The organism is Nonomuraea glycinis, from assembly GCF_014646515.1.
GTDB classification, from domain to species: Bacteria; Actinomycetota; Actinomycetes; order Streptosporangiales; family Streptosporangiaceae; genus Nonomuraea; species Nonomuraea glycinis.
Window position 1 is genome coordinate 48,867 of record NZ_BMNK01000003.1, and the last position, 23,316, is coordinate 72,182.

A 23,316-nucleotide genomic window follows, 5' to 3' on the forward strand; every position below is an offset into this window, starting at 1 on the left:
TCAGCGCTTGATCCCTCCGTGGAAGCGGAAGCCGTACTTCTTGCTGACGAACAGGTACATGATCACCACGGGGATGGAGTAGAGCAGGCCGAACGTGGACAACACCTTGAGGTTGGCCTGGCCGCCCTCGGTGTAGAGGGTGTACATGATGACCGCGGCCGGCTGCTTGTCGACATCGCTGAGCAGCAGGTACGGCATCAGGAAGTTGCCCCACACGTTGGCCACGGTCCACACCGCGATGGTCGCCAGGCCGGGCCGTACCAGGGGGACGACCACGTGCGCGACGATCTGCAGCGGCGAGGCGCCGAAGACGCGGGCGGACTCCTCGTAGGACTTCGGCGTGGTGTCCATGAAGTCCTTGATCATGAAGATCGCCGCCGGGAGCAGGCCGCCGCTCAGGATGAGGATCAGCCCGGTGTGCGAGTCGATCAGGTTGAGCTCGATGGCGAGCTGGAACAGCGGCACCATCGCGGCCGTGCCGGTGATGATCGAGGACAGCAGCAGCAGCGCGTAGAGCAGCGCGTCGCGCCCCGGCAGCCGCACCCGGCTGAGCGCGTAGGCCGCCAGGGCCGACAGCACCACGACGAGCACGGCGGTGCCGATCGACAGCACCAGCGAGTTGACCAGCGACCAGAGCGCGTACGGATGCTCGATGATCATCTGGAAGTTCTCGAAGGTGAAGTCCGGCAGCCGGACCTCGTAGCTGGGGTCGGAGGTGAACGGCGCGGTGGCCAGCCACAGCAGCGGGATCGTGAAGAAGGCCAGCAGCACCGCGATCAGCGTGTAGACGCCGATCCGGCCGGCGACGAACCGCGTCATCTCTTGCTCCTGAGCAGCCGCAGGTAGAACACCGCCACGACCAGGTTGATCAGCAGGATCACCGTGGAGATGGCCGCGCCGTAGCCCAGGTCGCCGCTCTGCAGCGCGGTCTTGTAGACGTGCACCGCCAGCACCTCGGACTTGCCGTCGGGACCGCCCGCGGTGAGCAGGAACGGGCTGAAGTCGTTGAACGTCCACAGGCTGATCAGCAGCAGGTTGGTCAGGATGTGCCCTCTGATGTGCGGGAACACCACGTCGCGCAGTTGCTGCCAGCCGGAGGCGCCGGCCAGGCGGGCGCTCTCCAGGTGGGAGGGGGGCACGTTGCCGAGCGCCGCGCCGTACAACATCATCGAGAACGCGGTGCCGCGCCAGGTGTTGAAGATGATGATGGACAGCATCGGGTGGTCGAGCAGCCAGGCGAAGCCTTCGATGCCGAGCAGCGCGTTGAGGGTGCCGCTGTCGCGGTCGAGCAGCGCCACCCACAGGAACGACACGACCGCGCTGGGCAGGATCCAGGCCAGGATGACCAGGCCCTCGACGATCCGCTTGAGCGGGCCGCGCCAGTCGCGCAGCATCCACGCGATCGTGAAGCCGAGCAGCACCTGGCCGATGACGGCCGAGCCCAGCACGAACTGGAACGTCAGCCAGGTGGAGTCCCAGAAGCCCGGGTCGCTGATCGCCTGGAGGAAGTTGTCCAGCCCGACGAACTTGGGGTCGGCGGCGGCCAGGCCGGTGAGCCGGTAGTTCATCAGGCCCAGGTAGATGACCCAGAGCGCCGGGAACACCAGGAACACGGCGATGAGCGCCAGGGCGGGCGCGACGAAGGCGCCCGCCCGCAGCCGGCCCAGCCCGGCCGCGTCGGAGCTGTAGCGGCCGGGGGGCGGGTCCGTGACCTTCGCGGGGTCAGGAGGCGATGTTACCGGCGCCACCGACGATTCCTTCGAGCTTGCTCTGGTACGCGGCCGCCGCCTGGTCGGCCGCGGTGCCGCCGACCACCGCGGCGGTGGCCTCCTGCAGCGCCACCGACACCTGCGGGTAGACCGCCACCGGCGGGCGGTAGGCCGTCAGCGGGAGCACCTCTTCGGAGATGTAGGTCAGCAGCGGCTCACCGGCGAGGATCTCCTTGTTGACGTCGGTGCGCGGAGTGATCCGCACGTTGCCGTCCTTGGTCTCCTCCTTCAGCGCCTCGGGCGAGAGGGTGAAGGCGAGCAGTTCGAAGGCCTCCTTCGGGTGCTCGCTGGCCGGGTTGACGGTGCGCAGCGCGCCGCCGGACATGCTGACGAAGTCCTGGCCGCGCACGCCCTTGCCGGGCTCGATGGCCGGGATCTTGGCGTACCCGACGACCTGGTCGCGATCGGCCATCTTGGCCACGCCGTCCTTGGGGTTGACGACGCCGCGCCAGAAGTAGTCGCCCTCCATCAGGATGCCGATCTTGCCCTCGGCGAACTGCTGGAAGGACTTGTCCCGGCCCTTGGCCTCCTGCTGGAGCTTGGGGTCGCCGAGGCCGCCGCCGTAGATCTTCTGGTAGAGGCCGAGCGCGTCCTTGAGCGGCTGGGAGGCGCCGGTCCACTTGCCGTCCTTCTGCACCTCGCCGCCCGCGCCCGCGAGCAGCGGCAGCACGCCCTGCATCGAGGTGGCCTCGCCCATGGCGGTGCCGGCGTTGATCTGGATCGGCACGGGCACGCCCGAGGTCTTCAGCTTGGCGCCGGCGTCGAGGATCTCCTGCCAGCTCTTCGGCTGCCAGTCCGCGGGCAGCCCGGCCTTGCCGAACAGCGTCTTGTTGAAGTAGAGGACGCGTCCGTCGGTGCCGACGGGCAGCGCGTACTTCTTGTCCTGGAAGGTGGCCAGGCCCTGGACGGCCTCGGGGATCTGCTGCCAGCCCTCCCAGCTGTCCGCTTCGGGGCCGACCACGTCCGTCAGCGGCTTGATGTAGCCGGCCTCGGCGAACTCGCCGGCCCAGATGCCGTCGATGTCGATCACGTCCGCGCCCTTGCCTGACTTCAGGTCCAGGGAGAGCTTGGTCTTGTACTGCTCGTCGTCGACGCCACTGGGGAGGAACTTGACCGAGACGTCCTTCCCCTTCGCCTTCTGGGCCGCTACGAACTGGGGAATGATCCAGTTGGCGATGTGGTCGGCCGCCGCGGCGTTCTTGCCGCCGGCGATGGCGTTCTGGGTGATCGTCAGCTCGACGGTCTCGCCACCGCCTCCGCCGCTGTCTCCGCCGCCCGAGCCACAGGCCGCCAGTCCCAGCGCGGTCGCGGCGACCACCGCGGCCACGCCCATCGGCCTTCTGCGCAACACCATGCAACCCTCCGACACTTCCTACGACCTCGGCACAACAGGCAACATAGCGGACATAAGAATGTCATGACAATATGCCATAGTGGGTGCGAAGGCTCCGTCTCTGGAGGTGCGTTGTACGACCTGATCACGATCGGCCGAAGCGGCGTCGACATCTATCCGCTGCAGACCGGCGTAGGCCTGGCCCAAGTCGAGACCTTCGGCAAGTTCCTCGGCGGCAGCCCCACCAACGTCGCGGTCGCGGCGGCCCGGCACGGGCTGCGCTCCGCCGTGGTCACCGCCGTGGGCGCCGACCCCTTCGGCGCGTGGGTGCGGCAGGCGATCCGCGGCTTCGGGGTCGACGACAGCTTCGTGGGCACCGTCGACGGGCCGCCCACGCCGGTCACCTTCTGCGAGATCTTCCCGCCCGACCACTTCCCGATCTACTTCTACCGCGGTGAGCATCCACCCGACCTGCGCCTCACGGCCGAGTCCCTGGACCTGCCCGCGATCGTGGCGGCGAAGGTCTTCTGGTTCACCGGGACGGGCCTGAGCCAGGAACCGAGCCGCTCGGCGCACGCCGCCGCGCTGGCAGCCCGTACGTCCGGCTGGACGGTGTTCGACCTGGACTACCGGCCCATGCTGTGGGGCTCGCCCGAGACCGCCAGGCGGGAGGTGCGCCAGGCGCTCCGCCACGCCAACGTGGCCGTCGGCAACCTCGACGAGGTGGAGATCGCCGTCGGCACCCGTGACCCGGAGCGGGCGGCTCAGGCGCTGCTGGACGCGGGCATGGCGATCGCGATCGTGAAGATGGGCCCCGACGGCGTCCTGGCCAGGAGCCGGGACGAGCTCGTGGTGGTCCCGCCGGTCACCGTGGAGGTGGTCAACGGGCTGGGCGCGGGCGACGCGTTCGGCGGTGCGGTGGCCCTCGGGCTGGCGCGCGGCTGGCCGCTGGAGCGTACGGTGCGCTTCGCCAACGCGGCGGGCGCGCACGTGGCCGCCCGGCTGGCCTGCGCGGACGCCATGCCGTCCACGGACGAGGTACTGGCCCTGCTACCGAACGAGGTGCGTCCGTGAGCGACCTCACGCTGCCCAGGACTGTCGGCTACGAGCAACTCCTGAACATCCGCGCCACCAATCCCGGTGAGATCGCCGCGGCCGCGGCCCGGCGCCGCCGGCGCGGCCTGCCGGGCGAGGGCGAGCGCCTGCTCATCATCGCCGCGGACCACCCGGCGCGCGGCTCGCTGGCCGTACGCGATCGTCCGCTGGCCATGGCCAGCCGCTTCGACCTGCTCGACCGGCTGCGGGTGGCGCTGGCCAGGCCCGGCGTGGACGGCATCCTGGCCTCCGCCGACGTGCTGGAGGACCTGCTGCTGCTCGGCGCGCTCGAAGGCAAGCTGGCCTTCGGCTCGATGAACCGGGGCGGGCTGCAGGGCTCGGTGTTCGAGATGGACGACCGGTTCACCGGCTTCGACGCCGCCTCGATCGAGGAGATGCGCCTGGACGGCGGCAAGATGCTGTGCCGCATCGACCCGGCCGACCACGCCACCGTGACCACGCTGGAGTCGTGCGCGCGGGCGGTCACCGACCTGGCCCGCAGGCAGCTCATCGCGATGGTGGAGCCGTTCTGGTCGACCCGGCCGGAAGGCGGCACGGTCCGCAACGACCTGTCGCCCGACGCGGTCATCCGCTCCATCAGCGTCGCCCAGGCGCTCGGCGTCACCTCCGCCTACACCTGGCTGAAGATTCCCGCCGTGGCCGAGATGGAGCGGGTCATGGCCTCGACCACGCTGCCCGCGCTGCTGCTCGGCGGCGATCCGCCCGACGTGGCCGCCGCCTACGCCGACTGGGGCCGCGCGCTGCGGCTGCCCGGCGTGCGGGGGCTCGTGATCGGGCGCGCTCTGCTCTACCCTCCGGACGACGACGTCGCCACCGCCGTGGACGGCGCCGCCGCCCTGGTTCGAGAGGTTGACTCATGACATTCCTTCCGTTCGGCAAGGCCGCCGGCGGGCCGTGGTCGGTGGAGATCACTCCCGCCGTGGCCGGGTGGGACTACTCCGGCCTGCGGATCGCCGACCTGACCGGCGCACCGATCGTCTTCGAGACCGGTGAGGAGGAGATGATCGTCCTGCCGCTGTCGGGCTCCTGCACCGTCACCTGCGGCTCCCGGACGTTCGAGCTCACCGGCCGGCCGTCGGTGTTCGACGGCCCCACCGATTTCGCCTATATCCCTATTTCTGAGCAGGTGGTGCTGGAGGGCACGGGCCGGATCGCGCTGCCCTCGGCCCGCGCCACCCGGCGCCTGGAGCCCCGGTACGTCCCCGCCGCCGAGGTCTCCGTGGAGCTGCGCGGCGCGGGGCAGGCCAGCAGGCAGGTGAACAACTTCGCCTCCCCCGACACCTTCGCGTGCGACAAGCTCGTCGCGGTCGAGGTGCTCACCCCCGGCGGCAACTGGTCGTCCTACCCGCCGCACAAGCACGACACCGCGGGCGCGGGCGAGGCCGAACTGGAGGAGATCTACTACTTCGAGGTCGCCGACCAGGGGCTGGGCTATCAGCGCGTCTACTCCTCCGAGCGCGGCCGGATCGACACCCTGGCCGAGGTCTCCTCGGGTGATGTGGTGCTGGTGCCCTACGGCTACCACGGCCCGTCGATGGCCGCCCCCGGCTACGACCTCTACTATCTGAACGTCCTGGCCGGACCGGCCGGCGAGCGGTCGATGGCCTTCTGCGACGACCCCCGCCACGCCTGGATCCGCTCCACGTGGAACGGCCAGGAGATCGACCCGCGACTGCCCTTCGGGAGGACCACATGAGGCTGACGGTGGCGCAGGCCGTGGTGCGCTTCCTGGCCGCCCAGCACACCGAGCGCGACGGCGTGGAGCACCGGCTCTTCGGCGGCGTCTTCGGCATCTTCGGCCACGGCAACGTGGCCGGGCTCGGCCAGGCGCTGGCCACCACCACCGAGGACCTGCCCTACCACCTGAGCCGCAACGAGCAGGCGATGGTGCACACCGCCGCCGCCTACGCGCGGGCCGCCAACCGGCTGTCCACCCTGGCCTGCACCACCTCGATCGGCCCCGGCGCGACCAACATGATCACCGGTGCGGCGGGCGCCACGATCAACCGGCTGCCCGTGCTGCTGCTGCCGGGCGACATCTTCGCCACCCGCGTCGCCAGTCCGGTGCTGCAGGAGCTGGAGGACACCCGCTCCTACGACATCTCGGTCAACGACTGCTTCAAGCCGGTCTCCCGGTTCTGGGACCGCGTCAACCGGCCGGAGCAGCTCCCGGCGTCCCTGCTCGCCGCCATGCGGGTGCTCACCGACCCCGCCGAGACGGGCGCGGTGACGCTGGCGCTGCCGCAGGACGTGCAGGCCGAGGCGGCGGACTGGCCGGAGGAGCTGTTCGCCAGGCGCGTCTGGCACATCCCCCGGCCGCGCCCCGAGCGGGCCGCCCTGACCCGAGCCGCCGAGCTGATCAGAACGGCCGAGCGGCCCCTGATCGTGGCCGGCGGCGGCGTCATCTACAGCGAGGCCGCGCAGGAGCTGCGAGCCTTCGCCGAGACCTTCGGCGTCCCGGTCGCCGAGACCCAGGCGGGCAAGGGCGCGCTCCCGCACGGCCACCCCATGGCCATGGGCGCGATCGGCGCCACGGGCAGCACCGCCGCCAACGCGCTGGCCCGCGAGGCCGACCTGATCATCGGCGTCGGCACCCGCTACAGCGACTTCACCACCGCCTCCCACACGCTGTTCGCCGACGGCGCCGCCTTCGTCAACCTCAACATCACCGGCTTCGACGCCGCCAAGCTCTCCGGGCTCCAGCTCGTCGCCGACGCCCGTGAGGGCCTGTCCGAGCTGGCCCAGGCCTGCGCGGGCTGGGCCACCTCCGCCGGCTACCGCTCCCGGGCCGCCGAGCTGTCGCGGGCCTGGGACGCCGTCGTGGACGAGGCGTACTCCCTGGACGGCAGCCCGCTGCCGCAGTCCGCCGTGATCGGCGCCGTCAACGCGGCCGCCGGCGACGACGGGGTGGTGCTCTGCGCGGCCGGCTCCATGCCCGGCGACCTGCACAAACTCTGGCGGCCCAGCGGCCCCGGCAGCTATCACGTCGAGTACGGCTACTCCTGCATGGGCTACGAGATCGCGGGCGGCCTCGGCGTCAAGCTGGCCGTCCCGCACCGCGAGGTCTTCGTCATGGTCGGCGACGGCTCCTACCTGATGATGGCCCAGGAGCTCGTCACGGCCGTCGCCGAAGGCGTCAAGCTGACCGTCGTGCTGGTCGACAACTCCGGCTTCGCCTCCATCGGCCGCCTGTCGGAGAGCGTCGGCGCCGAGCGGCTCGGCACGTCCTACGCCTACCGCGACGGCACCCCGCTGCCGGTGGACCTGGCGGCCAACGCCGCCAGCCTCGGCGCCACCGTCCTGCGCCCCGAGACCCTGGACGAGCTGCGCAAGGCCCTGGAGGCGGCCCGGTCGGCCACCGCGGTCACGGTGATCTACGTACGGACCGATCCCCTGATCGACGGCCCGTCGTCGCAGGCGTGGTGGGACGTGCCGGTGGCGGAGGTCTCCGCCACCGCGGCGGGCCAGGACATCAGGACGGAGTACGACACCGCCCGGCAGGACCGTCGCCGGCACCTGACCCCGCCCGGCTGAGCATGATCCTTTGTCGCCCGCGGAGGTTGCCGCGGGCGGCCCGAGGGAAGCCTGTGACCAGGCAAGACTCGGGGGGCGAGGATGGGGCCTTGGCGGGCGCTCGGGTGGGTGGGGATCGCCGCGGTGGTGCTCTACTGCCTGTCCTACGTGGGCACGGTGGTGCTGTCGATCATCATCGGGATCTTCATCACCGCGCTGCTGCACCCTCCTGCCCGCTGGGTCGTGCGCCGCGGCTACGGCCGGGGAGCGGCCACCCTCATCGTCTTCGCCGGGGGGCTGCTGCTGGGCGTGGGGCTGTTCGCGCTGCTCGTGCCGCCGACCGTCGCCAGCGTGACCGAGCTGCGGACCAGCGTGGACCGGGTGCTGGAGGAGTTCCACGGGCTCGCCGCCTACTTCGGCGTCGACGACGAGCAACTGCTCGCCCAGGCCAGGCAGTGGCTGACGCAGCGGGAGCAGCAGATCACCACGGGCGCGGTGACCGGGGTGCGGATCGCGGGTGAGATCATCATCGGCGCCGTGCTGGCCGTCATCCTGGCGGTGTACTTCGTGCACGGCGGCGACCGGCTGTGGCACTGGCTGACCGGGCTGTTCCCGACCCCGGCCAAGCAGCGGCTGCGGCACACCGGCGCGCTGGCGTTCTCCGTCATCGGCCGCTACATCCGCGGCGTGGCCGTCGTGGGGGCGGTGGACGCCTTCTTCATCGGGATGGCGCTGTGGATCCTCGGGGTGCCGATCGCGCTGCCGCTGGCCGTGCTGACCTGGGTGGGCGCGTTCCTGCCCGTGGTGGGGGCGTTCCTGGCGGGGCTGCTGGCGGCCGTGGTGGCGTTCGTGGCCAAGGGGTGGCTGATCGCGCTGATCGTGGTCGGGGTGACCGTGCTCGTGCAGCAACTCGAAGGGCATGTGCTCGCGCCGCAGATCTACGGCAAGGCGCTCGACCTGCCGGGCGCGGTGATCCTGGTGGCGATCACGGTCGGCAGCGTCGTCTTCGGCATCGCCGGCGCCTTCCTGGCGGCGCCCGTGACCTCGGTGATCGTGGCCCTGCTCAGCCAGGAGACGCCGGGAGGGTCGTCGACGCCGGCTCGCGGCTGATGGGGGCGCGGCTGATAGGGGCGCGGCTGATCGGCTCGCGGCTGATCGGGATGCCCTGAAGGACCGCTCGTGTGATGTCAGGCCCGCGTGACTCGCTGCTCCAGCACCTCGGCGATGCCCTCCAGGAACGCGTCGACGTCCGCGATCAGATAGCCGGGCTTGAAGAGCACCGTGGCGAACTTCGCCGCGCGCACCTCGGCGACCGTGAGCGGATAGTCGGTGGTGCCGCGCAGCGTGGCCACGATCCGGTCCAGGAAGGCGTCCACCTCGTCCTCGTTGTAGCCGGTGGCCATCCGGCCGGGCCGGAACGCCACCCGCTCCACCTTGGCCGCCTGGGTCTCGAACCACTCCTCGCGCAGCAGCTCCCCGGTAGGCTCCGCCATCGCCAGCCGTATCGGGCTCTTGGCCATGGTCTCCAGCGCCACGATGAACGCCTCCAGCGCGAAGTCCACGGCGGTCTCCTGGTAACCGCCGCGCTTGGTGCGGAACGTCGCGCCGCGGATGTCGTCGGCGGTGACGAGCTCGACCTCGCGCGGCCCCCTGCCGAGGGTGGCCTCGATCCGCCCGATCAGGACGTCGACTTCGGCGGGGTCGTAGCCTGAACGCATACCCATGACGCGTGGAAAGCGGTTCAAGCCTTCCTCCTGAAAGTGTGCTGGGCGGTCGCCTCATTGTCCTTTATCCCGACCCGGCGGGGCGACCTATAGCGTTAGATCACCATGCGCCTGTCGAATGTGTCCTTCCGCTACGCAAGACGTGATCAACCCGTCATCCAGGGGGTTGACGCACAGCTCGCTCCCGGCGACGTGATCGAGCTGACCGGCGCCAACGGCGCGGGCAAGTCCACCCTGCTGCGCCTCCTGGCGGGGCTCACCAGGCCGACCAGCGGCACGATCACCGACCGTCCGGCGGTCGTCGGCCTGGCCCCCGACCGCTTCCCGACCGAGCAGCCCTTCACGGTGTCGGCGTACCTGAACCACATGTCCCGCATCCGCGGCGGCGCCCGCTGGGAGCCCTGGGTGGAGCGGCTCAACATGGGTGAGCTGCTCGGCGTACGCCTCCTGGCGCTGTCCAAGGGCAGCGGCCACAAGGTGGGCCTCGCCCAGGCCCTGATGGCCGACCCCGGCCTGCTGCTGCTCGACGAGCCGTTCGCCGGCCTGGACGCCGACACCCGCCGGGCGCTGCCGCCGATCGTCGAGGAGCTGTCCCAACGTGGAGTCATCGTGATCGCCAGCGATCATCAGGGCGGCCTGCGCGGCCTCCCGACCGCCCGCCGCTGGTCCCTCACCGCCGGCCACCTCCAGGAAACGGCTGGTACGGCGGACGACGCGACACAGGAGCCGGTGACGGTCGCGGTGACCTTACCCGCCGCCGACGTCGGCGACTTCCTGACCAGGATGCACCACCAGGGCTACAAAACCCACGAACCGACCCCCGAGGACACCCGATGACCGCCCTGGCCACCGTGGAACCGACCACCCTCCAACCGACCACCCTCCGGCCGGCCGCCTTCCGGCCGGCCGTCTCCAGCCCGGCCGTCCGGGAGACCTCGTGATCGCGCTGGCCGTTTTCAGGATGGCCGGCTATGTGCGGTCGCATCGCGTCGTTCAGGCGCTGCTCCTGATGGTGCTCCTGCTCGCCGTCATGCACGGCAACCGGGCGCCCGAAGGGGCCGAGGCCGTCGTGCTGACGGACTCGGCGGCGCTGATCATCCCGGTGCTCGCCTGGGCCGCGCGGAGCCTGCTCGACACCGAGCCGGACCAGCAGCGGCTGATGTCCGCGACCAGCGTGGGCGGCAGCTCGCGGGAGCTGTCGGCCGGCCTCCTGGCCGCGCTGACCGCCTGCACCGGCCTCGCCGCACTGGCCCTGGCCTGGGGTGTGCTGCTCGGGCTGACCGCCACTCCGCCGGGGCCGGTGCTGGGAGCCGCCGTGGTGCTGCACGGGCTGGCCGCGCTGACGGGCACCGCGCTCGGCGCGCTCACCAGCAGAGTGATCCTGCCGTCGCCGGCCCTGTCCATCATGGCCCTGCTGTCCGGCTTTCTCGGCATGCTGATCCTGAGCGCGTCACCGCTCTACTGGCTGACCGTGCCGGTCCTCGTCTGGATGCGGGCCGCGAACACCGATCTCCTGCTCGACCGGCTCCCCGAGCTGTCAGCCCTCTCCCTGGCCTGGTGCCTGATCGGGCTGACCACCTACGCCTGGCTACGCCGTACCCGCCCCTGAAGCTACTCGGTGGCGGCGAGTTGGCCGCAGGCGCCGTCGATCTCGCGGCCGCGGGTGTCGCGGACCGTCACCGGGACGCCGTGGAACTGCAGCCGCCTGACGAACGCCCGCTCGTCCTCCGGCCGTGAGGCCGTCCACTTGGAGCCGGGCGTCGGGTTGAGCGGGATCAGGTTGACGTGCACCAGCTTGTTCTTCACCAGCTTGCCGAGCAGGTCGGCCCGCCACTCCTGGTCGTTGATGTCCTTAATCAGGGCGTACTCGATGGAGACCCGCCGCTTGGTCCTGGCGGCGTAGGCCCAGGCGGCGTCCAGCACCTCGGCGACCTTCCAGCGCGTGTTGATCGGCACCAGCGTGTCGCGCAGCTCGTCGTCGGGGGCGTGCAGAGACAGCGCGAGGGTGACCGGCAGGCCCTCGTCGGCGAGCTTGCCGATGGCCGGGACGAGGCCGACCGTGGAGACGGTGACGCCGCGAGCGGAGATGCCGAGGCCGTCGGGGGCGGGCTCCACCATGCGCCGCACCGCCGCGATGACCTGCTTGTAGTTGGCCAGCGGCTCGCCCATGCCCATGAACACCACGTTGTTCACCCGGGCGGGACCGCCGGGCACCTCGCCCGCCGCCAGCGCGCGGGCGCCCGAGACCACCTGCTCGACGATCTCGGCGGTGGACATGTTGCGGGTCAGGCCCGCCTGGCCGGTGGCGCAGAACGGGCAGTTCATGCCGCAGCCGGCCTGCGAGGACACGCACATGGTCACCCGGTCGGGATAGCGCATGAGCACCGACTCGACCAGCGCGCCGTCGAAGAGCCGCCACAGCGTCTTGCGGGTGGTGCCGCCGTCGGTGGTGAGCTCCTTGACCGGCGTGAGCAGCGACGGCAGCAGCGACGACAGCTTCTCCCTGGCCCCGGCGGGCAGGTCGGTCATCGCGGCCACGTCGGTGGTGAGCCGCTCGAAGTAGTGGCGGGAGAGCTGGTCGGCGCGGAAGGCCTTCTCGCCGAGCTCGGTGACGGCCGCGCGGCGGTCGGCCATGGAAAGATCCGCCAGGTGCCGAGCCGGCTTGGCCCTGCGCGGCGCGACGAAGGTGAGCTGACCTGGCTGCTGGGACACGATCCTGCCTTTGCTGTGGTGGGTTACCGACCAGGGTAGTGAACGCCGGCCGTCGAGGTGACATTCCGTGGCAGAGCGCACGCCGCCCGGTGCTCCCGGTGCGGTAAGCCTCGCATGAGGGCGACCGGCCGATCTACAGTCTTCACGTATGGCGATTTTCCGGTCTGCTTCTGGCGAGGGGCGCACCGAGGTCGTCCTCACCGCCGGCAACCCGTACGGCAGCCGGACGCTCGTGGTCGAGCGCGACGAGGACTCCTCGGTGGCCTACCTGTGCGCGCCCGACGGCATCGTGTACGGCGCGGTGTGGCTGGCCAACCACCGGCCCGCCCCGCCCGTGGTCGACCTGGCCAGGATCAACGCCGGTCTGCCGCCGCTGATGCCGAGGGCCAACACGGTGCATCCGACCGGGCGGCGGCCGCTCGGCCAGCTCACGCCGCTCTGGTTCGAAGAGGGTGACGGGGTGGCGCTCTACGAGGAGGACGACCTGCTGGCCGTCATCCCCGGGTGGGCCGACATGAGCCGCGGCATGCCGGGCTATGCCCGTGACGCGGTGGGTGAGTCGCCGTTCGCGTGGGCGCTGTCGGAGGCGTTGGAGGGGCTGCAGCCGCGGATCGCGGGCGCCCGTTCCTACTGGCGGTGGCGATCGGCCGAAGGGTCCTGGCCGTCGTACCAGGAGCTGGTCATGGGTCATCTGGACCGGACGCTGGGCCCGGCCGGGCGCTACTGGGACGCCGGTGGCGAGCGGTTGCCGACCGTCGGCATCAGCGAGCGGCCGCCGCGCGGCAGGCGCGAGTTCACCGTGCTGTCCACGGTGGGGATGAGCTGCCAGCGGATGCCGACGGTGGAGCAGTGGATCGACGGACCCGGCGCGTACGCCCGGATCGAGCTGGCCGTCGCCACCCGCGAGGATCCGCGCGACGCCGCGCTGCTGCTGGTGTGGCTGGCGCAGTATCCCTGGCACTCGGTCACCTGGCTGGGCCACGGGCACACCGCGAAGTGGTATCACGAGCCGTCGACGTTCCCGCTGGGCTCGCAGTACTCGGGGGTCGTCATGCAGGCCGACCCACCCGGCATGCCGGACATGTCAGGATTCGCGTTCGGGGGTGAGGCCGTACGGTGGCTCTGGCTCTCCCCCGTCACCCACGACGCGCTCGAAGAGCAGCGTCGCTAGCCGGAGCTCGCCGCACGGACGTCTTCGGACGAACGGTCCTGGACGCACCTCGCTAGACGAACGTTCCTGGACGAACAACGTCAGACGAACAGCGCCAGCAGCATCCAGACCGGCACCAGCGTAGTGATCAGCGAGTCCAGCCGGTCCATCAGCCCGCCATGACCCGGCAGGATCGTGCCCAGGTCCTTGATGCCGAGATCCCGCTTGATCATCGACTCGATCAGGTCGCCCACCGTGGCCAGCGCCGCGACGAGCACGCCGATCACGGCCCCCTGCCACAGCTCACCGCCCAGGCGCCACGTCATCAGCCACGCCCCGACGGCGACACAGGCGATGACGGACCCGGCGAACCCCTCCCAGGTCTTCTTCGGGCTGATCACGCTCATCTTGTGCCGGCCGAACAGCACCCCCGCGATGTAACCGCCGATGTCACTGGCCACGGTCACCGCGATGAACAGGACCACCCGATCGGCCCCGTCGTCAGGGGCCAGCAGCAACGCCACGAACCCGGCCAGTAACGCCGGATAGAACAGGACGAAGACCGAGGCCGTCCCATCACGGACATAACCATCGGTACCGGCGGCGAACATCCGCCAGATCAGCAGCACGAACGCGAACACCACGAACGTGCCGAGCAACCAATCCGCCCCGCCCCAGTAGGCGCCCGCCTGCATGGCCGCCAGCCCGAGCAGCGTCGGCACCACGGGCACCTGGATGCCGCGAGTCTCGAACGCCCGGATCATCTCCACCACGCCGACACCCACCGCGCCCACGACCACCAGGAGGAAAATCTCCTTGATCGTATAAACGGAGATGATGACCGAGGCGCCGAGTCCCACCCCCACCGCGATCGCGGCAGGCAGGTTTCGGCCGGTACGGCCGCCGCCGTTCGGTCCGGTGCCAGCCGTACGTTCTTCCACAGAGTCTCTCCAGAGCCACGGCCCCCGCCTTCAGGCGAGGGCCGTGCGGCGGGCCACTCAGACCTCGAGCAGCTCGGCTTCCTTGTGCTTCAGCAGCTCGTCGATCTTCGCGACGTGCTTCTGGGTGATGTCGTCGAGCTCCTTCTCAGCACGCCGGACCTCGTCCTCACCCGCCTCGCCATCCTTGATCATCTTGTCGAGGATCTCCTTGGCGGAGCGGCGGATGTTGCGCACCGACACCTTGGCGGCCTCACCCTTGTTCCGGGCGACCTTGATGTACTCCTTGCGGCGGTCCTCCGAAAGCTCGGGGAACGACACACGGATCACCTGGCCGTCGTTACCGGGGTTGACGCCGAGGTCGGAGTCGCGGATCGCCCTCTCGATCGCGGCCATCGAGCCCTTGTCGTAAGGCTGAATGATGATCATGCGAGCCTCGGGCACGTGGAACGAGGCCAACTGCTGGATCGGCGTCTGCGTACCGTAATACTCGGCGCTGATCTTGTTGAACATCGAGGGGGTGACCCGGCCCGTCCGAATGCTCGCGAAGTCTTCCTTCGCCACCGAAACGGCCTTGTCCATCTTCTCCTCGGCTTCGAGGAGGGTTTCGTCGATCACAGCGGCTCCCTGTCTACTAGCTGGCGGTATCGGGCTCGCGCCCTCATTTGCCTGCGGGACTCACCAGCGTGCCGATTTTCTCACCGCGGACCGCTCGCAGGATGTTGCCCTCACCCATGAGGTCGAAGACCACGATCGGCAGGTCGTTGTCCTTGCACAGGCTGATCGCGGTGGCATCCATGACCGCGAGGTCACGCATCAGCACCTCGCCGTAATCAAGATGGTCGAAGCGCACCGCGTCGGGGTTCTTGCGTGGGTCGGAGTCGTAGATCCCGTCCACCTGGGTTCCCTTGAGCAACGCCTCGGCGCCGATCTCCAGGGCTCGCTGGGACGCCGCGGTGTCGGTGGAGAAGTACGGCGACCCCAGGCCCGCGCCGAAGATCACCACACGCCCCTTCTCCAGATGCCTGATCGCCCTGCGCGGCAGGAACGGCTCGGCGACCTGCTGCATGGTGATGGCCGTCTGGACCCGGGTCTCGATGCCCCGCCGCTCAAGGAAGTCCTGCAGCGCGAGACAGTTGATGACCGTCCCCAGCATCCCCATGTAGTCGGCCCTGGCCCGGTCCATGCCGCCCTGAGACAGCGTCGCGCCGCGGAACATGTTGCCGCCGCCGACCACCACCGAGACCTGCACGCCCTCGCGCACCGCCTCGGCGATCGAATCGGCCAGGTGGTCCACCACGGCCGGATCGATGCCCAGCGGGTCGCCGCCGGCGAACGCCTCGCCCGACAGCTTCAACATCACCCGCTTCCAGCGCAGCGGACTCTGGTAGGGCACCGGGTCTGACTGGCTCGGCTCGTTCGGGGACTCGTTCGGGGTCTGGTTCGGGGACGGAGAGTCCGCCGACGTGGCGGGCTCCTGGCTGTCCTGCACGGCGGCGGCCTCCCTCTCTAGGCGGTTCGATGGGTCGGAAATTCGCTCAAGCCTAAGCCTGGCCGACCTTGAACCTGACGAACGCGAGAACCTGCACGCCGTTCTCCTCGGCGTACTTGCCCACGCTCTTCTTGCTGTCCTTGACGAACTGCTGCTGGAGTAGGGTGAAGTCCTTGTACCAGCCGTTGATCCGGCCATCGACGATCTTGCCGATCGCGGCCTCGGGCTTGCCCTCCTCACGCGTCATCTCCTCGAAGAGCTTGCGCTCCTTCTCGACGACGTCGACGGGGACGGCAGCGGCCTTCAGATACTGGGGAGCCATCGCGGCGGCGTGCTGCGCGATGTCCTTGGCCACCTCGGTGTTCGGCTTGTCGAGCTGTACGAGCACGCCGACGGCCGGCGGCAGCGCCGGGTCGGTGCGGTGCATGTACGCGCCGATGTAGCCACCCTCGAGCACCGCGAAACGGCGGATCTCGATCTTCTCGCCCAGCGCGGCGTTGGCCTCGTCAAGGTGCTCCTTGACGGTCTTGCCGCCGAAGGAGGACTCGAGCAGGGCCGGGACGTCGGCCGGCTTGGTCTCCAGCACGTGCGCGACCACCTGCGCGGCAAGCTCCTGGAAGCGCTCGCCCTTGGCCACGAAGTCGGTCTCGCAGTTGACCTCGACCAGCGCGGCGGAGGAGTCACCGTCCTGCTTGAGCGCGACCAGGCCGTTGGAGGCGGTGCGCGTCTCGCGCTTGCCCACGTCCTTGGCGCCCTTGAGGCGGAGGAGCTCGATGGCGCGGTCGAAGTCGCCCTCAGACTCCTCCAGAGCCTTCTTACAGTTCATCATGCCGGCAGCGGTGATCTCGCGAAGCCGCTTGACGTCGGCCATGTTCACGGAAGCCATTGCTTTTTCCTTGTGGGATTTCGTCGTGGATCGGGTGGGCGCCGGGATCCGGGCCCACCCTCTGTTGGTACGACACCGCGTGCCGTACAGGAAGCTCTTACTCGACCTGAGGCTGCGATTCGTACGATCCGAGCCCGGAGGCCCTTGACCGCTGGAACCCGCGTCTCCGGCTTACACTGACCACTGGCCACTGGCCACTGGCCTGTAGGTGGCCCCTTGCCTTCGGACCCGGCCTGCCCTGCCGTCGGGCCTGCCCTGCCGTCGCTGAGCCCTGCCCGCGCCGCTGACGTCCTGGTTTGACTGGACCCTGCGGCCCGGCCTTGCCCCTCGCCGTCGTACCGGACTCGGCCCGTCCGAGGCATGTCCGTGGCTCGGGTTTCACCCCGAGCCACGGACGCCCCGGACCATGGCGCGAGATCGTCAGGCCTGCTGCGGGGTCTCGTCCTCGGCCTTGACCTCGGTCTCGTCCTCAGCCTTCGCCTCGGCGGGAGCCTCGGCGGGAGCCTCGACCTCAGCCTCGGCGGGAGCCTCAGCGGCAGCCTCGGCCGGAGCCTCGGTCACGGTCTCAGCGGCGGCCTGCTCGCCGGTGCCCTGCTCGATGAGCTCGCGCTCCCACTCGGCCAGCGGCTCGGCCGCGGCCGGCTTCTCGTCGCCGCGAGCGGCACCCGAACGAGCCATCAGACCAGCGGCGACACCATCGGCGACCACCCTGGTGAGCAGGCCGACGGCGCGGATGGCGTCGTCGTTGCCCGGGATCGGGTAGTCGACCTCGTCGGGGTCGCAGTTGGTGTCGAGGATCGCGACGACCGGGATGCCAAGCTTCTTGGCCTCGCTGATCGCGATGTGCTCCTTCTTGGTGTCCACGATCCACACCGCGCTGGGCACGCGGCCCATGTCGCGGATGCCGCCGAGGGTGCGCTCAAGCTTGTCCTTCTCGCGCCGGCGCATGAGGAGCTCCTTCTTCGTGAGCCCCGAAGCGGCGACGTTGTCGAAGTCGAGCTCCTCGAGCTCCTTCAGACGCTGAAGCCTCTTGTGCACGGTGGAGAAGTTGGTGAGCATGCCACCCAGCCAGCGCTGGTTCACGTACGGCATGCCGACCCGAGCGGCCTGCTCGGCGATGGCCTCCTGGGCCTGCTTCTTGGTGCCGATGAACAGGATCGTGCCGCCGTGGGCGACGGTCTCCTTGACGAAGTCGTACGCACGGTCGATGAACGACAGCGACTTCTGCAAGTCGATGATGTAGATGCCGTTGCGCTCGGTGAAGATGAAGCGCTTCATCTTCGGGTTCCAGCGCCGAGTCTGGTGCCCGAAGTGGACACCGCTCTCGAGGAGCTGTCGCATGGTTACGACGGGGGCCATGTGCTGGTCCTCCAGGTCTGGGCGCCCATGATTCGGGCGCGATTCTCGGTTGTGTCGCGACAGCCGGCGGGCTGTCGCCCTGATGCCCCGGAACCGCTCCAGCCAGGCCGTGGCCTGGACCGAAGGTGCGATCCCTGGACGGGGCATGCGAAGTCGGCCTGCGAAGACAGGCCACCGAAAAGTCTACCTCCCACACGAGCCCCACCTGACCGTTCAGGTCAACCAGCGCGCCACCCCCGCAAATCCCCCGCGCCCCAGACGTAGTGATCCCGAATCGGCTGGGATCGAGGTTCGACACGTGGACGGTTCGCTCTGACGCTCACCCGTCGGGGCCGGCACCGTGATCTTCGCTGGGCAGCCCGGGGATCGGCCGCTTGGCGTGCGGGAACAGGTTCACCTGCGCCTCTGCCACCCTCGCCCCGGGCGGCGCGTCCTCCTCGCTGCGGTAACGAGCCCGGTACGGCGCCAGCAGCTTCTCGATCTCTTCGCTGAGCCGCGCCATCTCCGTCGTGTCGAGCCGCAGCAAAGTCCGGTCGAACCGGGTCACATCACGCCACTCATCGGGCTCCTGCGCAACGGCGGCCAAGGCTCGTTCCAGTTCGCCGTCGGCGTCCCTGCGCACTGCCCGGATCAGCAGATTCTTCGCCTCACGGACATCCGGCTGATCACCCGGAGCGACGCCGATCACCAGCCGTCTGTCCGTGGCCCTCCACAGCCGCTCACGAGCATCGCTCCTGGGCGGCGCATCCTCCACGAACCCGTACTTGGCCAGCATCCGCAAGTGATAGCTGGCCGCGCTCGGCGTGATCCCAGCGATCTCGGCCACCTCGGTAGCGGTGGCGCTGCCGTCGGCTCCAAGCCGGTTCAGAATCGCCAGTCTGGCCGGATGAGCGAGAGCCCGCATCGCTTTGGGATCAGTGAGCCCATCCCTGTCCTGCTCCATGCGCCAAAGGTACCCGGACACACATCGTGAAGGATTGCCTTCATAACTCCGAAGGATTACCTTCATAGTTATGAAGCATCTCTTTCATATCTTGGTGACCGACCCCGGCCATCGCCTCACCTCGGGCGACACCTCCCAGGCGCACTGAGGAATCCATGACTCCTCACCCTCCACGCCCGAACCATCCGGCCTTGAACACACCCGAGCCCCTCCACGCCGTCCCCCTACGCAAGCAGCGCGACTACCGCCTGCTCTGGTCGGCCCGCACGATCTCGATCACCGGCTCCGAGGTGTCCAAGCTCGCCGTCCCCTTGACCGCGGTCACCCTGCTGGCCGCCTCCCCGTCCGAGATGGGCCTCCTGACGGCCGCGTCCTTCGTGCCCGCCTTGCTGTTCGGCCTCCACTCAGGCGTGCTCGCCGACCGGCTGGCCCGCCACCGGCCGCTGATGATCGCCTGCGAGCTGGTCGCCGCGGCAGCAGCCGCGTCGGTCCCGCTGGCCTGGCTTCTCGGCGGCCTGAACGTAACCTGGCTCATCATCGTGGCCCTGATCATCGGTACCGCCGGAGTGATGTTCAGAGCCGCGAACTTTCCGCACATAGCCGCGGTCGTCCCGCCAGAGCAGCGAACAGATGCCATGGCCGGTTTCAACGCCTCCTACTCAGTCGCCTCGGTCAGCGGCCCGGGACTCGCCGGCCTGCTGGTGCAGACACTCACGGCACCTTTCGCCGTGCTCGCGGAGGCCCTGTCCTTCCTGACATCAGCCCTGCTCCTGCGCGCTATCCGTACCCCGGAGAAGAACGAGCCGGCCCCCTCCCACGGCATGTGGCGCGACGTCGTGGAGGGGCTGCGTGCCAGCGCCACCCATCCGGTCCTGCGCGCCCTGCTGGGCGCAGGCGTGACCATCAACTTCTTCGCCATGGCGTACACGGCTGTGTACATGCTCTACATGCTGAAGACCCTGGACATCCCTCAGTTGATGATCGGCATACTCATCGCGCTCAGCGGCCTCGGCGGCCTGCTGGGCGCCTGGTCCACCGCCCGCCTGGCCAAGCGGTACGGCGAGAACCGGATCCTGCTCGTCTCCGTGCTGTTCTTTCCCATCGAGATCCTGGCGGTAGGCCTCCTGGACGGGCCGCTCTGGTGGAAGCTCTCGGTCCTCGCCCTGACAGGCACGATCACCGGCGGCATCGTCGTCGCCTTCGCCACCTGCATGGGCGCCATCGTCCTTCGCGACGCCACCCCCCAGTTGAGAGGCCGCGTCAACGCCACCATGACCTTCGCCGTCCAGGGCGTCATGGCCCTGGGCGGCGTGACCGGCGGCTTTCTCGCCGAACTGCTCGGCCTACGCCCGGTCATCCTCATCTGCGCGGCCGGCATCGCCATGAGCACCATCTGGATCTGGACTTCGCCCCTGCGCCGACTTCCACCCGCGAGCGAAGACGAGCTCACGAACAACAGAATCTACCGCTAGGTCCCGCCTTCACTTCTCGCTCTGCTGGCGCACGGAAAAGGGTCGCCGATGACGCTGCTCCTGCCGGCCATCACGCGATAATACCTGGACAAAGGTTATTCAATGGCACGCTTCGGATGATTCTCTGCGGGAAGGCCTTTCGCATGACCAACGATTATGGGCCCACTGCCGATGACCTGCTGCATCACGCCCAAAAGTTCCTTCAACTGGCGACCCTGCTCAAATACGACAAGGACTTCGAGGGGAAGTTCAGCGCCGCCAGTCGCATGGGCGACGAGGAACAGGTGCAGAGCCTGCTCGCGCCGCTAGGAATGAAGGGGGTGACAGTCATGGCGGAAGGCGTTCGTCACAGCCCCGGGGTGTGCGAACACTGCTGGACCTATCAAGGCAAGCAACACTGTATGCCCATCTGCAGGTAGCGAATTACATTCGCTGGAGCAACCATGGCTCTGGCGCTTGACCAGTCGCAACCCTACCGCCACGATCCCTGGGTGCCGCGCCATCGTCGGATCACTTATCCACAGACAGCTGATGCTCCATTGATTCATCCACAGAATCGCGTTCGCCTCAGTTCGCCATCCGGCGTGCGCCACATACTCCCCGCATGTACGTTGCCCCAGCCTCCGACAACGCCTCCCGTCGCCTTGCAGGCTGCTCCTCCCGCCCCTATCAGAGACCCGGCTTCCACTGCGCTTCACCCAGCCACCACAACGCCATTACGAACCAGCACGCCAAAGCACTCATAACCATATTTCGTACTGTGTTCCCTTATTTCCTCACAAACCACCCTTTCTCCCTCACGACAAGACGTGATCGCCTCTCGTTCGAGTCCCGAATTCGCGTCATCGTGATGGCCACTACCCTCCTGATCGTTTCCTCCCTCCTCTCCCCGATCCCAGCGATGTCAGCAACGCCCGTAACGGCGGCACCCTCAACCTGGCAGTGGCCTCTCAACGGATCTCCGCGAATCCTGCGCCGCTTCGCCCCGCCGCCCGAACCATGGCTGACCGGCCACCGCGGCGTCGACCTCGCCGCGACCGTCGCAGCCCCCGTCCTGGCCGCAGGTCAAGGCACCATCGGCTACGCCGGCTCGGTAGGTGGTCGAGGCGTCGTCACCGTGGACCATCCGGGCGGCCTGCGCACGACCTATCTCCCAGTCGCCGCCGCAGTACGACCGGGCGATGCGGTCTCCCCAGGCGACCATCTGGGCATCGTCGAGCCGGGTTCCCCCCACTGTCCTGAGTCCTGCCTGCACTGGGGACTTCGCAGGGCCTCGGCTTACCTGGATCCCCTACTGCTGCTGGGGCGCGCCCGCATCCGCCTCTTGCCGTACTGGCACGCAATGCCGCCCCCGACTATCACCCCAACCCCACCGACCGCCACCTCCACGCCCGCTCCTAGCCCTCACCGCCCCTTGGACGATCACACACGTGGCCGCGGTGATCTCGCGGGTGACGCTGCCGCCCCGGTCGAGGTCGCGCGTCTCGACGAAAAGAAGCGGCCTTCACACCAACCCCTCGCCCCCGCCAAGCCAGTGCGGCACCACACCCCCGCCCCTGTCGCAGCACTCGGCCATTTCTCGCCGCGCTCCGCCGCGACCCCCATGCTCTCCGCCCTCGGCATCGCGGCACTCCTGGCCGTGCTGATTCTGCTCACCCTGCTCCGCTACCTGATGCGCCCGAACAGATCCCCACGTGATCCAGTAGGCGGGAGACACTCCGCTAGAAGCGATCACCCGGCCATGACAGACGACCGCTGCCATACGACAGGTCAGCACCGAAAGCCCCCGACGCAGACGGCCACGCCGAAAGTGAGCCCGACCACCGGCGAAGCACGCCGAACAGCGCACCACTGACCGCTTACACACCACCGCACGAGCGGATGAACGCACCGGCGTGGAACGATCATGCGGACCCGCCGACCACCCGCCCCAGTCATACGCGGCGGCAGATCTCACGCCCTGGGATGAGCCTGCCGATAAGCACTGCGAAGACGCTCGATGGAGACGTGGGTGTATACCTGCGTGCTGTTCAGCGAAGCGTGTCCCAGCAACTCCTGAACGCTACGCAAGTCCGCACCACCCTCAAGCAGGTGCGTGGCCGCACTGTGCCGCAATCCGTGCGGCCCCATGTCCGGAGCACCTTCGACCCGCCGCACCCGGGCATGCACCACCCGCCGCACCGTCCCCGCGTCGATCCGCCCGCCCCGGACACCGAGAAACAACGCCGGCCCCGACCCCGTACGCACCCACAGCGGTCTGCCGTGCACGCACCACCTGTCCAGCGCCCGTAGAGCAGGTCCCCCGAACGGCACCGACCGCTCCTTACGTCCCTTCCCCAGCACCCGTACGACACGACGCTCGCGATCCACGTCATCCACGTCCAGCCCGCACAGTTCGCTCACCCGGACGCCCGTGGCGTACAGCAGCTCCAGCAGAGCCTGGTCTCGCAGGTCCCGCGGCTCCCCCTCCGACGGCGCGTCGAGCACTTCCCGAGCCTGCCCCTGGTCGAGCACGGCGGGCAGCCGCCGAGGCGCCTTGGCCGTCCCCAGCAGCAGTCCCGGATCGTTCGGCAACCAGCCCTGCCGGTGACAGAAGGCACTGAAGGTCCTGATGCAAGCGGTCCTCCGCGCGAGCGTGGCCCTCGCCTTGCCCGCATCATGCTGCTCGGCCAGCCACCCGCGCAGCGCGGTGACATCGACACCGTCGAGGTGCCCGGCCAGGTAGTCGAGCAGAGCCGTCACATCTCCTATATACGCCCGAACCGTATGAGGGGACATATCCCGTTCGAACCGCAGATGCGCCTCGAACGCACTCAGCACCTCGTCAACGTCAAGATCCACGCGTCTCTCCGTTACCTCAGGCTTCACAGATCATTCTGCCAGGACCCCTTATTCCGCCACGGGGTGGC

General features: G+C 69.1%; 23 protein-coding genes. 11 read left to right on the plus strand and 12 right to left on the minus strand.

All coding sequences use genetic code 11. The features are described 5' to 3' along the window. From IEY87_RS09750 to IEY87_RS09760, 3 genes are read right to left on the minus strand one after another with little or no spacing between them, the layout of a single operon-like run. Positions 1–819, minus strand: a complete 819-nt coding sequence (locus IEY87_RS09750) for a carbohydrate ABC transporter permease (protein WP_189138238.1) — start codon at positions 817–819, stop codon at positions 1–3. Continuing rightward, positions 816–1,748, minus strand: coding sequence for a carbohydrate ABC transporter permease (locus tag IEY87_RS09755; protein WP_225278258.1), 933 nt, complete (start codon positions 1,746–1,748; stop codon positions 816–818). The genes IEY87_RS09750 and IEY87_RS09755 overlap by 4 nt, the downstream gene beginning before the upstream one ends. Continuing rightward, positions 1,723–3,123, minus strand: a complete 1,401-nt coding sequence (locus IEY87_RS09760) for an extracellular solute-binding protein (protein ID WP_189138239.1) — start codon at positions 3,121–3,123, stop codon at positions 1,723–1,725. Before IEY87_RS09760 ends, IEY87_RS09755 begins: the two co-directional genes overlap by 26 nt. A 111-nt stretch (positions 3,124–3,234) precedes the next feature. Here IEY87_RS09760 and iolC point away from each other — a divergent pair, with 111 nt between their 5' ends. The 5 genes from iolC (at position 3,235) to IEY87_RS09785 (ending at position 8,841) form a co-directional block, all read left to right on the plus strand. Then, entirely contained in the window at positions 3,235–4,176 is a 942-nt protein-coding gene (gene iolC / locus IEY87_RS09765; protein WP_225278259.1) for a 5-dehydro-2-deoxygluconokinase, read from the plus strand. Then, entirely contained in the window at positions 4,173–5,078 is a 906-nt protein-coding gene (locus IEY87_RS09770; RefSeq protein WP_225278260.1) for a Cgl0159 family (beta/alpha)8-fold protein, read from the plus strand. The genes iolC and IEY87_RS09770 overlap by 4 nt, the downstream gene beginning before the upstream one ends. Beyond that, entirely contained in the window at positions 5,075–5,914 is an 840-nt protein-coding gene (gene iolB / locus IEY87_RS09775) for a 5-deoxy-glucuronate isomerase (protein ID WP_189138241.1), read from the plus strand. The genes IEY87_RS09770 and iolB overlap by 4 nt, the downstream gene beginning before the upstream one ends. Beyond that, a complete protein-coding gene (gene iolD, locus IEY87_RS09780) occupies positions 5,911–7,752 on the plus strand; it encodes a 3D-(3,5/4)-trihydroxycyclohexane-1,2-dione acylhydrolase (decyclizing) (RefSeq protein WP_189138242.1) in 1,842 nt (613 codons plus the stop codon). Before iolB ends, iolD begins: the two co-directional genes overlap by 4 nt. A gap of 81 nt (positions 7,753–7,833) precedes the next feature. Then, positions 7,834–8,841 carry an AI-2E family transporter gene (locus IEY87_RS09785; protein ID WP_189138243.1) on the plus strand — a complete coding sequence of 336 codons (1,008 nt, stop codon included), beginning with the start codon at positions 7,834–7,836 and terminating at the stop codon, positions 8,839–8,841. A 77-nt stretch (positions 8,842–8,918) separates the two neighbouring features. On the opposite strand, the gene IEY87_RS09790 is transcribed toward IEY87_RS09785, so the two are convergent. Next, positions 8,919–9,455, minus strand: coding sequence for a DivIVA domain-containing protein (locus IEY87_RS09790; protein ID WP_189138244.1), 537 nt, complete (start codon positions 9,453–9,455; stop codon positions 8,919–8,921). Positions 9,456–9,560: 105 nt separating this feature from the next. Here IEY87_RS09790 and IEY87_RS09795 point away from each other — a divergent pair, with 105 nt between their 5' ends. Both IEY87_RS09795 and IEY87_RS09800 read left to right on the plus strand, forming a co-directional pair. Next, a complete protein-coding gene (locus tag IEY87_RS09795) occupies positions 9,561–10,292 on the plus strand; it encodes an ATP-binding cassette domain-containing protein (protein WP_189138245.1) in 732 nt (243 codons plus the stop codon). 100 nt (positions 10,293–10,392) lie between these two features. Beyond that, the gene (locus IEY87_RS09800) at positions 10,393–11,064 is read left to right on the plus strand and encodes a hypothetical protein (protein WP_189138246.1); all 672 of its coding nucleotides are present in this window, start codon (positions 10,393–10,395) and stop codon (positions 11,062–11,064) included. Positions 11,065–11,066: 2 nt separating this feature from the next. Here IEY87_RS09800 and rlmN read toward each other — a convergent pair whose 3' ends face one another. Next, complete coding sequence (gene rlmN, locus IEY87_RS09805) at positions 11,067–12,167, minus strand: dual-specificity RNA methyltransferase RlmN (protein WP_189138247.1); 1,101 nt, start codon at positions 12,165–12,167, stop codon at positions 11,067–11,069. Positions 12,168–12,315: 148 nt separating this feature from the next. On the opposite strand from rlmN, the gene IEY87_RS09810 reads away from it, so the two are divergent. Continuing rightward, entirely contained in the window at positions 12,316–13,338 is a 1,023-nt protein-coding gene (locus tag IEY87_RS09810; protein WP_189138248.1) for a suppressor of fused domain protein, read from the plus strand. A gap of 80 nt (positions 13,339–13,418) precedes the next feature. Here IEY87_RS09810 and IEY87_RS09815 read toward each other — a convergent pair whose 3' ends face one another. The 6 genes from IEY87_RS09815 to IEY87_RS09840 all read right to left on the minus strand — a co-directional run bounded on the left by IEY87_RS09815 (position 13,419) and on the right by IEY87_RS09840 (position 18,935). After that, positions 13,419–14,258, minus strand: coding sequence for a phosphatidate cytidylyltransferase (locus IEY87_RS09815; RefSeq protein ID WP_225278261.1), 840 nt, complete (start codon positions 14,256–14,258; stop codon positions 13,419–13,421). A 57-nt stretch (positions 14,259–14,315) separates the two neighbouring features. After that, complete coding sequence (frr, locus tag IEY87_RS09820) at positions 14,316–14,873, minus strand: ribosome recycling factor (RefSeq protein WP_189138249.1); 558 nt, start codon at positions 14,871–14,873, stop codon at positions 14,316–14,318. Positions 14,874–14,916: 43 nt separating this feature from the next. Further along, positions 14,917–15,615, minus strand: a complete 699-nt coding sequence (gene pyrH, locus IEY87_RS09825; protein WP_225278267.1) for a UMP kinase — start codon at positions 15,613–15,615, stop codon at positions 14,917–14,919. 184 nt (positions 15,616–15,799) lie between these two features. Then, positions 15,800–16,633 (minus strand): translation elongation factor Ts, encoded by an 834-nt coding sequence (tsf, locus tag IEY87_RS09830; protein ID WP_189138250.1) that lies wholly within the window; start codon positions 16,631–16,633, stop codon positions 15,800–15,802. 420 nt (positions 16,634–17,053) lie between these two features. Then, a complete protein-coding gene (gene rpsB / locus IEY87_RS09835) occupies positions 17,054–17,992 on the minus strand; it encodes a 30S ribosomal protein S2 (protein ID WP_189138251.1) in 939 nt (312 codons plus the stop codon). A gap of 319 nt (positions 17,993–18,311) precedes the next feature. Beyond that, positions 18,312–18,935, minus strand: a complete 624-nt coding sequence (locus IEY87_RS09840; protein ID WP_189138252.1) for an ArsR/SmtB family transcription factor — start codon at positions 18,933–18,935, stop codon at positions 18,312–18,314. Between the two features lie 191 nt (positions 18,936–19,126). On the opposite strand from IEY87_RS09840, the gene IEY87_RS09845 reads away from it, so the two are divergent. From IEY87_RS09845 to IEY87_RS47125, 3 genes are all read left to right on the plus strand, one after another. Continuing rightward, positions 19,127–20,407, plus strand: coding sequence for an MFS transporter (locus IEY87_RS09845; RefSeq protein ID WP_225278262.1), 1,281 nt, complete (start codon positions 19,127–19,129; stop codon positions 20,405–20,407). 143 nt (positions 20,408–20,550) lie between these two features. Beyond that, entirely contained in the window at positions 20,551–20,826 is a 276-nt protein-coding gene (locus tag IEY87_RS09850; RefSeq protein ID WP_189138254.1) for a hypothetical protein, read from the plus strand. Positions 20,827–21,308: 482 nt separating this feature from the next. Further along, a complete protein-coding gene (locus tag IEY87_RS47125) occupies positions 21,309–22,262 on the plus strand; it encodes a murein hydrolase activator EnvC family protein (RefSeq protein ID WP_225278268.1) in 954 nt (317 codons plus the stop codon). Positions 22,263–22,360: 98 nt separating this feature from the next. Here IEY87_RS47125 and IEY87_RS09860 read toward each other — a convergent pair whose 3' ends face one another. After that, the gene (locus tag IEY87_RS09860) at positions 22,361–23,227 is read right to left on the minus strand and encodes a tyrosine recombinase XerC (RefSeq protein ID WP_189138877.1); all 867 of its coding nucleotides are present in this window, start codon (positions 23,225–23,227) and stop codon (positions 22,361–22,363) included. Between the last annotated feature and the right edge of the window lie 89 nt (positions 23,228–23,316).

Excerpts from the sequence above, each read along its gene's own strand:
- IEY87_RS09750 (WP_189138238.1), bottom strand. The coding sequence starts at position 819 with ATGACGCGGTTCGTCGCCGGCCGGATCGGCGTCTACACGCTGATCGCG.
- IEY87_RS09760 (WP_189138239.1), bottom strand. The coding sequence starts at position 3,123 with ATGGTGTTGCGCAGAAGGCCGATGGGCGTGGCCGCGGTGGTCGCCGCG.
- iolB (WP_189138241.1), top strand. The coding sequence starts at position 5,075 with ATGACATTCCTTCCGTTCGGCAAGGCCGCCGGCGGGCCGTGGTCGGTG.
- iolD (WP_189138242.1), top strand. The coding sequence starts at position 5,911 with ATGAGGCTGACGGTGGCGCAGGCCGTGGTGCGCTTCCTGGCCGCCCAG.
- IEY87_RS09785 (WP_189138243.1), top strand. The coding sequence starts at position 7,834 with ATGGGGCCTTGGCGGGCGCTCGGGTGGGTGGGGATCGCCGCGGTGGTG.
- IEY87_RS09790 (WP_189138244.1), bottom strand. The coding sequence starts at position 9,455 with ATGGGTATGCGTTCAGGCTACGACCCCGCCGAAGTCGACGTCCTGATC.
- IEY87_RS09795 (WP_189138245.1), top strand. The coding sequence starts at position 9,561 with ATGCGCCTGTCGAATGTGTCCTTCCGCTACGCAAGACGTGATCAACCC.
- IEY87_RS09810 (WP_189138248.1), top strand. The coding sequence starts at position 12,316 with ATGGCGATTTTCCGGTCTGCTTCTGGCGAGGGGCGCACCGAGGTCGTC.
- pyrH (WP_225278267.1), bottom strand. The coding sequence starts at position 15,615 with ATGTTGAAGCTGTCGGGCGAGGCGTTCGCCGGCGGCGACCCGCTGGGC.
- tsf (WP_189138250.1), bottom strand. The coding sequence starts at position 16,633 with ATGGCTTCCGTGAACATGGCCGACGTCAAGCGGCTTCGCGAGATCACC.
- rpsB (WP_189138251.1), bottom strand. The coding sequence starts at position 17,992 with ATGGCCCCCGTCGTAACCATGCGACAGCTCCTCGAGAGCGGTGTCCAC.
- IEY87_RS09840 (WP_189138252.1), bottom strand. The coding sequence starts at position 18,935 with ATGGAGCAGGACAGGGATGGGCTCACTGATCCCAAAGCGATGCGGGCT.
- IEY87_RS09850 (WP_189138254.1), top strand. The coding sequence starts at position 20,551 with ATGACCAACGATTATGGGCCCACTGCCGATGACCTGCTGCATCACGCC.
- IEY87_RS47125 (WP_225278268.1), top strand. The coding sequence starts at position 21,309 with ATGTCAGCAACGCCCGTAACGGCGGCACCCTCAACCTGGCAGTGGCCT.